At 67.8% G+C, this 8,929-nt stretch carries 11 protein-coding genes; 1 reads left to right on the forward strand and 10 read right to left on the reverse strand.

Annotated elements, in window-relative coordinates; genetic code table 11:
* Position 1: 1 nt before the first annotated feature.
* Both ACFMRZ_RS30570 and ACFMRZ_RS30575 read right to left on the reverse strand, forming a co-directional pair.
* On the reverse strand, positions 2-1,459 hold the full coding sequence (locus tag ACFMRZ_RS30570; RefSeq protein ID WP_400181726.1) for a hypothetical protein: 1,458 nt from the start codon (positions 1,457-1,459) through the stop codon (positions 2-4).
* A gap of 247 nt (positions 1,460-1,706) precedes the next feature.
* The gene (locus tag ACFMRZ_RS30575; protein ID WP_400181727.1) at positions 1,707-2,315 is read right to left on the reverse strand and encodes a TetR/AcrR family transcriptional regulator; all 609 of its coding nucleotides are present in this window, start codon (positions 2,313-2,315) and stop codon (positions 1,707-1,709) included.
* Positions 2,316-2,398: 83 nt separating this feature from the next.
* Here ACFMRZ_RS30575 and ACFMRZ_RS30580 point away from each other — a divergent pair, with 83 nt between their 5' ends.
* On the forward strand, positions 2,399-3,400 hold the full coding sequence (locus ACFMRZ_RS30580) for a saccharopine dehydrogenase (RefSeq protein ID WP_400181728.1): 1,002 nt from the start codon (positions 2,399-2,401) through the stop codon (positions 3,398-3,400).
* Here the strand turns inward: ACFMRZ_RS30580 and ACFMRZ_RS30585 are convergent.
* The 8 genes from ACFMRZ_RS30585 to ACFMRZ_RS30620 all read right to left on the reverse strand — a co-directional run bounded on the left by ACFMRZ_RS30585 (position 3,387) and on the right by ACFMRZ_RS30620 (position 8,929).
* The gene (locus tag ACFMRZ_RS30585; RefSeq protein ID WP_400181729.1) at positions 3,387-4,268 is read right to left on the reverse strand and encodes a polysaccharide pyruvyl transferase family protein; all 882 of its coding nucleotides are present in this window, start codon (positions 4,266-4,268) and stop codon (positions 3,387-3,389) included. The genes ACFMRZ_RS30580 and ACFMRZ_RS30585 overlap by 14 nt on opposite strands.
* A 206-nt stretch (positions 4,269-4,474) precedes the next feature.
* The gene (locus tag ACFMRZ_RS30590; protein ID WP_400181730.1) at positions 4,475-4,972 is read right to left on the reverse strand and encodes a hypothetical protein; all 498 of its coding nucleotides are present in this window, start codon (positions 4,970-4,972) and stop codon (positions 4,475-4,477) included.
* Between the two features lie 28 nt (positions 4,973-5,000).
* Complete coding sequence (locus ACFMRZ_RS30595; RefSeq protein ID WP_400181731.1) at positions 5,001-5,897, reverse strand: alpha/beta hydrolase; 897 nt, start codon at positions 5,895-5,897, stop codon at positions 5,001-5,003.
* 75 nt (positions 5,898-5,972) lie between these two features.
* Positions 5,973-6,578 (reverse strand): TetR/AcrR family transcriptional regulator, encoded by a 606-nt coding sequence (locus ACFMRZ_RS30600; protein WP_400181732.1) that lies wholly within the window; start codon positions 6,576-6,578, stop codon positions 5,973-5,975.
* A 57-nt stretch (positions 6,579-6,635) separates the two neighbouring features.
* Complete coding sequence (locus ACFMRZ_RS30605; protein WP_400181733.1) at positions 6,636-7,583, reverse strand: hypothetical protein; 948 nt, start codon at positions 7,581-7,583, stop codon at positions 6,636-6,638.
* A gap of 78 nt (positions 7,584-7,661) precedes the next feature.
* Positions 7,662-8,201 carry a hypothetical protein gene (locus ACFMRZ_RS30610; protein WP_400181734.1) on the reverse strand — a complete coding sequence of 180 codons (540 nt, stop codon included), beginning with the start codon at positions 8,199-8,201 and terminating at the stop codon, positions 7,662-7,664.
* A 9-nt stretch (positions 8,202-8,210) separates the two neighbouring features.
* Positions 8,211-8,810, reverse strand: coding sequence for a DUF1697 domain-containing protein (locus tag ACFMRZ_RS30615; protein WP_400181735.1), 600 nt, complete (start codon positions 8,808-8,810; stop codon positions 8,211-8,213).
* Positions 8,807-8,929: a hypothetical protein gene (locus ACFMRZ_RS30620; RefSeq protein WP_400181736.1), complete on the reverse strand. Its 123-nt coding sequence runs from the start codon at positions 8,927-8,929 to the stop codon at positions 8,807-8,809. The genes ACFMRZ_RS30615 and ACFMRZ_RS30620 overlap by 4 nt, the downstream gene beginning before the upstream one ends.

The following is an 8,929-nucleotide window of genomic DNA, read 5'->3' on the forward strand; positions in this document are numbered from 1 at the left end:
GTCATGTTGCGTCTGTCACGGTGACGACGAAAGTGTTTGTGGCGCAGTGGATCTCCCATTTGCCTGTCAATTCGCCGAGTGTTCGTCCCTGGCATATGAGCTGGTACGCCACGGACACGAACAAGCGATGCGCGGGATCGGAAGCAGTCACACGCAGCAACGACGTCCTGTCACCGACCAACCAGTCGCCGTAGAGTGTCGGCGCCGTGGCCAGCGCGCAACCGGGTAGCCCGGCCAACGATTCGGCGATCCATCGCTCGGTATTCGCGCCCGCTTCCCCGATCAGGACGTCCGCGGAGTACAGCCACTGGGCGCGCGTTTCGGACACTTCGACCGACAGATGCGTGCCCCAGCCGTTGGACAAGCCGGTGTGGAGGCGTTCGGCGGGGAAGCGGGTGATCGTCGCAGCCCGATCGGCATCGATGTCGACGTGCACCACATGGGCATTCGGGCCGGTGAGGGGATGTGCGGGAAGCGGGAGAGTCGAGATTTCCGCGGGTTCGGAGGGTTCGGGCAGGCGCAGCGTGCGATAGACCGCGGCGCGGAGTGTTGCCGCGCCGTCGCCGGGTCGGGACGTCGCGAGCGCGGCCAGGTCGGCATATTCCGGTGGATTGTGCGAGGCGATCGCATGCTCGATTTGCTGTCGGGTATTCGTCGCGATATCGAGTTTCGGCGCGGTGCGCAATAACAACGCGACCGGAGATGTGGGGTCGACCGCGTGTATCGGCGCGGCGGCCAGCAGGACCGGAATTCCCAATGCTGCGGCATAGAAAGAAATGGACCCGTGGTCACCGATTACCAGGTCGGCGGCGACTACCGCCGTGCGCCAATCCCGCACACTGTCCAGAACGTCGACGCCGGCCCGCGCGGCGCCCGCCAGATACTCCGCTACCTGCCATCGTGAATGCAGCGAACGGATATTCGGATGCAATGCCAGGACTATCCGATATTCGTCCACCGGTAGCGCCGCGGCGAGCTTGCGTGGCAGGTCCGAGTCGGTGCCGAGCAGTGAATCCTCGCCCCACGTCGTCGACACGACGATCAGGCGCTGCCCGTCGCCGAGCCCGTAACGACGGCGATAACTCGGCCGCAGCGGCGTGCTTGCTCGCAGGCGATCGAAACAGATGTCACCAGCGACAAGTGCTTTCGGCACGGCGGCCGGACATGACACCCGTAATCGCTCGAGCTGCTCATTGTGCGACAGCACGATCACGGAGGGGAAGACTTGCCCATCGTGCAGCAGCCATTCGGGAGATAACCCGAACACGCTTTTGAGGTTTGAGGTTTGAGGTTTGAGGTTTGAGGTTTGAGGTTTGAGGTTTGAGCAGGATTTTATTGTAACCCGCGCCGTGCGGCAGAACAACCAATGGCGCTCGCAGACGATGCAATTCGCCGCCGTAGCTCGCCGATATCGCCAGATCGAAATCTGTTGCCACTGCCCGATGCCACGGTACTGCAACCACTCCGCGCTCGGTGAGAAACGACTCGAGGTCCCTGTCGAAATGCGACGATCCCGGGCAGGAGAAATTGATGCGAATCCGTGGATCCGCGGCGAGCAGGTCGAGCGTGTCGAAGAGCCGGGACGCCGCCGTCGTATTGTGCGTGACCGCCAGAACCGTGCGGATGTTCGGATATGTAGACCAGTCCGACGTGGAACCGTGACGCTGGTTATCTGGGGGTGACACGGCCACGATAGTAGCGGCCGTCTAATTGTGCTGTGCGGAGCCCGGTTTCGGGGCGTCGGTGGTGCTGCCGACGATGAGGTCGGCGAGTGCGGCCGTTGCCTCGGCGGCACTCGTCCGGCCGTGGTTCAGTTCCGTGGCGATCGCTTCGGCCGCGCCGAGTACGCCGATGCACCGCAGCCGCAGCGCCCCGAGGGTGAGATCGGAATGTGGCGCCAGTGCGGCGGCCATCACGTCCGTGTAGCCGTCGAGTAGTTCGTGCTGGATCGCCTCCATCTCCGGATCTCCTTTCAGCGCGGCGGAAATGGCGTTGAACTCCGGCATGTCGGTGGCGCAGGCGAAGTACGCGGCGCTCATGACGCGCGCTATCTCGCTCGGCCTCGGTGCGGCGCTCCGCAGGGCCTGTTCGGTCGCGGCGCGGTGGCGTTCGTCGAGGCGGCGGTACAGCGCGAGCAACAGGCCGGGGCGGGTGTCGAAGTGGTCGTACACGATCGGCCGGCTCACCCCGGCGGCCTCGGCGAGAGTCGGCAGAGTCAACCGGTCGGCCCCGTGGGCGCGCACCACCGACATGGCCGTATCGAGCAACTGCTCTCGCCGCGCCTGCTTGGACAGGCGAGCCGGTGACGTCTTCACGATCCTCCTTGCGTTTGCGGTCGAGTATAGCTACAAAGTGTAGGCTACAAAATGTAGCTTATCGGCGGGAGAGGACTTCACCAGTGGGACAATCGAAATCGGTGCTGATCATGGGTGGTTCCGGCCAAGCAGGAGGTGGCGCGGCGGCACTGCTGCGGCGATGGCATCCGCGGTTGCCGCTGACCATCGCCGGCCGGAATGCGGAGCGCGCCGCACGGGTGGCCGACGAACTCGGCAACGCCACCGCGGTGACCATCGACTTGCGGCGTAGCGACCTCGGCCTGCCCGCCGGGCCCGGCCACTCGGCGGTGGTTGCGGCCGTGTGGGATTCGCACCTGCACGGCTTGGGTTACGCGCAGCGCCATGCCGTGCCGTATCTCGGCATCTCCAGCGGTCTGGTGGATATCGGACCGGAGGTGGTCGCGGGGGCCCAGCGGCCGGGCGCGGCCCCGATTCTGCTGGCCAGTCACTATCTGGCCGGTCTCGTCGTGCTTGCGACACTGCACTTCGCCCGCGACTTCGACCGGATCGATGCCATCCGAATCGGCGCGGTGCTGGACGAGACCGACGCCGGTGGACCCGCGGCGGTCGCCGATCTGGAGCGGTTGATGGCGGCGACCTCGGCCGGACTGATCCGCCGCGACGGGATCTTCACCTGGCTGCCCGAGGAGCAGGCGGAGGCGGAGGTGGTCAGAATCGACGGCACCGCGCTGCCGGGCCGGAGCATCCCCATCCTCGACGTGACGAGCTTGGCGTTGGCGACGGGCGCACCGGATGTCCGCTTCGACTTCGCCGTCGGTGAATCCGCCGGTCGGCGGCGCGGCGCGGCCCCTTCGCTCGAGACCCGCATCGATCTGGCGGGAGTAGGTCCCGCTGGAACTCCGCTCACCCGTAGCCGCTACCTCTTCCATCCGGGCGGGCAGCGTCCGCTGACCGCACTCGGTGTCGCGCTCGGCGCCGAACGATTGCTGGGTCTGCGCGGGGAACCCGTCGCGGCGGGCCTGCACACGCCGGAAGGGTTGGTGGACCCGGCGCACGCGGTGGCGCAGATGATCGAGATCGGCGCGACCTTCACCGACGCGTGAGCAATTCGTCGAGTAGCTTCCCGGCCAGCGGCTCGGTGGTGACGAACTCGCGGCGCCCGGCACGTTCTCGTCCCGCGGGGGACAGGCACCACCGCCACCAGCGGTCGAGTTGTTCCCGATCGAGGGTCTCGTCGGCGGAGACCAGCGCGGGCCAGTCCAGCGCCCGCGCCTGCGCGGTGACCTTGCCGCCACCGGCGACGGGATCCGCCGCGAGCACCGGGACACCGGCACGCAATCCGAAGACCAGGCCGTGCAGGCGCGTGGTGATCACCGCGTCCAGCCGGGCGAATATCGAGGCGAGCTGATCGGGTGTCGCGCACTGCCGCCAATCGTCGGAAGCGAGGCGGGTATCGATCGCCAGGCGGGCGCAGTCCAGCTCGCTCAGCCAGTCTTCCAACGCCCGATGGACCGACTGGTGACGGCGCGCGGCACCGTATTCGGACTGGCCCGGGGCCAGCACCACCCCGACGACGGGCACCGTGGTCATGCCCGCCGCCACGGCCAGGTCGGGGTGCGCGGTCTGCGGATCGTCGCGGGGGAGAACGCGGTGGAATCCGGTCACCGACGCGTCCCGTGGGTCGAGGACCGAGACGCCGACCGCGATGCGCCGGCAGGTCGCGTACCGCTCGTGCAATTGCCGCACCTGTTCGCCGTGGGCAGGTCCGCACACGAACACGAGGTGTGAGTACCGCCGGGAATCGGCGTCGTCCAGATGCAACGCGTCCGGGCGGAACGCGGGGCTCCACGCCGAGTCGTGCGGTATGCCGGCGGACGCGAGGACATCGCACACCCGCCGCATGCTCACCACATCCCCGGCAGTCGCTTCGCCGTGCACGAAACTGGGCCACCCGGTCACAAGGACTCGCATGCTAGCCCTCTACCCGCTGCCGCCCACCCCAATCCTCACCGGCCACGGAGTCGTCATCGGGCGGCAGAAGTTGTGGCCGGCGGCGGGAGTTGTGGCCGGCGGCGGGAGTTGTGACTGGCGGCGGGAGTCGTGAGTGGGCGCGGACGTCGTGACTGGCCAGGAAAGTTGTGGTCGGTGGCGGAAGTCGTGGCTGGGCGCGGGAGTCGTCAACGGCGGCGGTGTACGCAGGCCAGGGCGCGGCGGCTCGGACGGAGTGCGGCGCGGGGGTCGGTGTGGAAGGCGGCTGGGCGGGCCGGAGCGCGGGGGGCGCGTTCCTCCGCGATGAGCGCGAGGATGCCCGCGCCGGCGAGCACCGCCTCGGGGCCGGGCACCGGCCCGAGGGTCCGCTCGGCGAGCAGGCGGCACAGATCACGCGTCGCCACCTGCACGATGGCGACCGGAAACATCCGGCGCACCGCCGCGACGATCCCGGAAGCCTTCGGCCGCTGGAAGGTTGCGGCCGAGAGGTCGCCCGGCTCCGGGTAGGCGATGCCGATCGCGGTGATCTCGTCCTCACCGGCGACCTCGAGCAGGAGATCGCGGCAGGCATCCCACTTCGCCTGTGCCGGAACGGGAATGCGCCGGATGTCGGACGCACCGACACCGGCGGCCACTGTGCTGGCGGTGAATTCGGCGTGGCCGATCGCCAAGGCCAGAACTGTCATGAACCGATGACCGCCGCAGTCTTCGTGGTCACCCGGCCAGGTGGGCGAGCAGGAAGTCGCGGGCGGCGGCGGACGCCTGATCGAATCGCTGCTCGTACACCGCGAAGTGGCCGCCGGGCACCAGTTCCAGCTGCTTGGGCTCGAGGGCCTCGGCGTACCCGGCCAGGGCGATATCGGTCGGGGTCAGGGTGTCGTGGTCGGCGACGACCATGAGCAGCGGGGTCGGCGAGACGCGGCGCAGGAACGCCTCGGGAGCGTAGGACTGGAACTTGTCCACGCTGCTGAGGGTAACCTCGTTACGCCAGGTGGGGACCTGTGGTCCGTTGGCCATCAGCCATTCGTAGACCTCGGTGCCGGGCATCGCCACCAGGTCGCCGGGATCGTCGGAGGCCGCCTTGATGGTCTGGTGCGGTTTGCCCGCGGCGCGGGCGAGGCGGTCGGCGGCGATCGCCTCGTGCAGAACCGGCAGCATGGTGGGCGGCACCAACCGGCTGAACGTGGCCCAGCCGTGCGTCAGCGGCACCTGGGATACCACGGCCCGCACCCGGCGGTCGGTGGCGGCCACCACCAGTACGTGCGCACCCGCATAACTGGTGCCCCACACCGCGATTCGGCTCGAATCGATGCCGTCGAGGGTCTGCGCGAAGGTGATCGCGTCGCGGTAGCCATCGATCTGTGCCGCGGGGTCGACCTCGTAGCGCGGTTCGCCGTCGGAGGTGCCGAAGCCGCGGTGGTCGTACACCAGGCACGCCAGTCCCGCCTGGCTGAATACCTCGGCGAACGGCGCCACCCACTCCTTCACGCCCGCGAAGCCGTGCGTCATGACCACCAGCGGTGCCCCGTGATCGGGTACTTGTTCGGGCCGATACAGCCATCCGCGCAAAGCGACGCCGCCACTGAGGAATTCGATCTCGACGCGCATCATGCCTCCGATACCATTACGCGCTGTAACGTAATGGAGCTTATGGCTCCACAAGTGTGGCGTCAACCACAATCGGGTTTAGTGGCCGGTCCGGAAGCCGACGGCGTCGAGCGCGGACCGGACGGTCAGCTGGACCAGGGTCTCGTCGATCGGGCCGAGCATCGGGATCAGTGCTCGCATCAGCATCGGTCCGGTGATGAGGTCGCAGATCCACTCCGGGTCCGTGCCGGGCGCGATCTCACCCCGGGCCACCGCGCGGTCCAGAATGCACGCGGTGGAGACCCGCCGCGGAATCAGGAAACGGGTCAGGAAACGCTGTGCCAGCCCCGGGCTGCGGGACAGGTCCTCGAGCAGACCCGGCAGGGCGTTGCGCAGCACGGGGTCGTTGAACAGTTCGACCTGATGCCGCTGGATGGCCAGCATCTCGGCCTCGATCCCGCCCAGATCCCGCGCGCCCGGTTGCAGGCCGAATCGGTCGATCAGCAGCGCCACCACCAGTTCGGCCCGGTCGGAGTAGCGGCGGTACAGGGCGGGACGGCTGGTCGCCGCCTCGTCCGCGACCGCCTGCAAGGTCAGTGCGCCGTAACCACGCTGGGCAACCAGGCGCGCCGCGGCTGCCAGCAGCGCGGCGTCCAGCGCGGGATCACGCGGGCGTCCTCCCCGCGTCGGCGTTCGGTCCGGCATGCGCTCACGGTACTCAGCGATCGCCGGATGGTCGCGCGCCGACGGGTGGGGCCGGGTTCAGTCGGCCTTGTCGGAGTCCCCGGATGTGCCGGAGTCCCCGGCCTTTTCGGCCGGGCTCGCGGATTTCTCCGACGAGCCTGTCGCTGGCTCGGCCGGGCTGGCGGTTTGCTCGGACGAACCGGTGGCCTGCTCGGACGAACCGGCGGCGACCCCCGACGCGCTGGTGGCGACGCCCGGCGAACTCGCGCCGCCCGCCGGCGCGGTGGTGGCGACGATCGGAGAGCGCAACCGCAGCCGGATCCGCATCCGGCTGGCCGGGTGATCGAGCAGCCACTGTGTTACCGCGGCAACGGCTGCCACCAGGGACAACCCACCCGCGATCATGCCCCACGGCGTCAGCCCGGCGCTCGAGTACGGCTTGCGCGCGATGCCCGGAATGGCGAGGCTGCCGTTACCGAAGGCCCACGCCATCAGCGATCCCAGCTGACCGCCGGCGTCGTACTTGCGCGCCGTCATCGACTTCAGCTCGGGCGCTTTGCTGTTGATGTAGACCAGCGTGATGATGATGAAGAACGCGGCGGCCACGGCCGATATCGCCGCGACGCGCGAGGCGAGTTCGGTGCGCAGGCGCAGACTGAGCACGGCCGTGACGCAGGTGACGACGATGGCGGCGGCGGCCATGATCGCCCAGAGCCCGGTGATCTTCGCGATCGGATTGTGCTCCGACGACCACGCGGTCAGATAGGCGGTGGTCGCATCGATCCGGCCGAACGCGTTGGTCGAGGCGCGTCCGTCGGGACCGGATGCGGTGAGCCAGGGCTGGAACAACAGGATCAGGATGACCAGGCCGGCGACGGCGGCGGTGACGTAACCCCAGTTCTCCCGTGCCGCGGCCAGATACGGTGCGAGATCGGGCCGGCGGTACGCGGCACGTTTCGTCCGGCCCGGAGGGTCGGGCGGATCGGGCGAGGTTCCGCTCGATCCCCAGGGTGTGGGGTGCGCCATGAACCGAGTGTAGGTGGGGTGTGGCGGCGCGAACGCCGGGAAAGTCCCGCCCCTGGGAAGGCTCGCGGGCGAGCGTGCTCAGCGGCCCGGAATCGGAAGGGTCACGCCCATCATCAGATTGGCGGCGATCGACCCGTCGCCCTGTTTGTCGCCGTACACCATGATCATCGTGCCCGCCCGCACATCCGACACCTGCGACCCCGGCAGCACCATGACGCGCGTGTCCCGATCCGCGCGCACGACCGTCGTCGATCCCGACACGCCCCGCACGCGCAACGTCGCGCCATCGTTGGCGACCACCTTGCCGACCGTGAAACCACTCGTGATCCGAACGGCCGGATTGCCGGTCCGGGGACTCTGCGCCGCGGCCGCCGACCGGTCCGGCGAGTGCGGCGCGCTCGGGGACGTCTCGAACGCGCTGTGGCCGAAAGTGATGAGAAGGATTGTGAATATGCCGATTCCGATGAACATCCCGGCATCGAAGAGCGGCGTCGACCTTCTTCGCTGCGGTGGTTCGCCGCCGGCTTGCGCCGTGGGCGTGCTCCCGGGAGTCGTACCGAGCTGCTCGGTGGATCGTGCCTCGGTCCGGCTCGACCACGGGGTGCTCGGAGTGGTCATCCGACAAGCCTAGGTGGCTCGGCGGTCGCGCCTGTCACCACTGACGGGAGGTGGGACAGGTGGATACCCGTCCAGCAAGGCCCGAAGTTTGATCGTGGTACTCCAACTGCGGATCGTCATGCACCTGTATTCCGGTGTTCCCGCGATCTGACTGAGTCGGCTCTTCGTGCGCTGTGAGCTGAGTCGTTGCGAATAGATCACCTCGTCGCCCGGCCAGACCTTGTCGACGCCATCGCGCGGATTGAATACCGACATCGCCTGAGCGGCGTCGATGCCTATCAGGAAGATCGCGTCGCTGTGATATATCTCCGGATGCTCGCCGAAGCCCGTCGGCTTGTTATCGACCACGGCGTGGAACTGGTCGTGGCTGAGCACACGGACCTTGATCAAGTCTTCATCGAGACTGAAGGTCGCAGGCAAGGACTCCTCTATACGACCCGCGATTTCGTCGGGGCGCAGACTGGACCTCAAAATCGCGTTGCCGCTGGCGATCAGCGTCGAGACGTCTGTGAATCCGAGCCCTTCGAGGCATTTGTGCAGATCCGCCATTGGCACCTTGTTCTTGCCGCCCACATTGATGCCGCGCAGCAACACCGCGTAGGTCTTCACAGCGCTGCGATCGTCTTCGTCGGATTGTTTACCACCACGGCTCGGCTGAAGGCCGGATCCGCCGACATGTCCTCAGGATTCACATATTCCACGCCCATGTCGGTCAGAGTAGCCGTCAC

This window comes from Nocardia sp. N2S4-5 (assembly GCF_044628355.1).
In the GTDB taxonomy this organism is placed as follows: domain Bacteria; phylum Actinomycetota; class Actinomycetes; order Mycobacteriales; family Mycobacteriaceae; genus Nocardia; species Nocardia wallacei_B.

Coding starts and splice junctions, on each gene's coding strand:
- ACFMRZ_RS30585 (WP_400181729.1), bottom strand. CDS start 4,268: ATGCGAGTCCTTGTGACCGGGTGGCCCAGTTTCGTGCACGGCGAAGCG.
- ACFMRZ_RS30590 (WP_400181730.1), bottom strand. CDS start 4,972: ATGACAGTTCTGGCCTTGGCGATCGGCCACGCCGAATTCACCGCCAGC.
- ACFMRZ_RS30595 (WP_400181731.1), bottom strand. CDS start 5,897: ATGATGCGCGTCGAGATCGAATTCCTCAGTGGCGGCGTCGCTTTGCGC.
- ACFMRZ_RS30600 (WP_400181732.1), bottom strand. CDS start 6,578: ATGCCGGACCGAACGCCGACGCGGGGAGGACGCCCGCGTGATCCCGCG.
- ACFMRZ_RS30605 (WP_400181733.1), bottom strand. CDS start 7,583: ATGGCGCACCCCACACCCTGGGGATCGAGCGGAACCTCGCCCGATCCG.
- ACFMRZ_RS30610 (WP_400181734.1), bottom strand. CDS start 8,201: ATGACCACTCCGAGCACCCCGTGGTCGAGCCGGACCGAGGCACGATCC.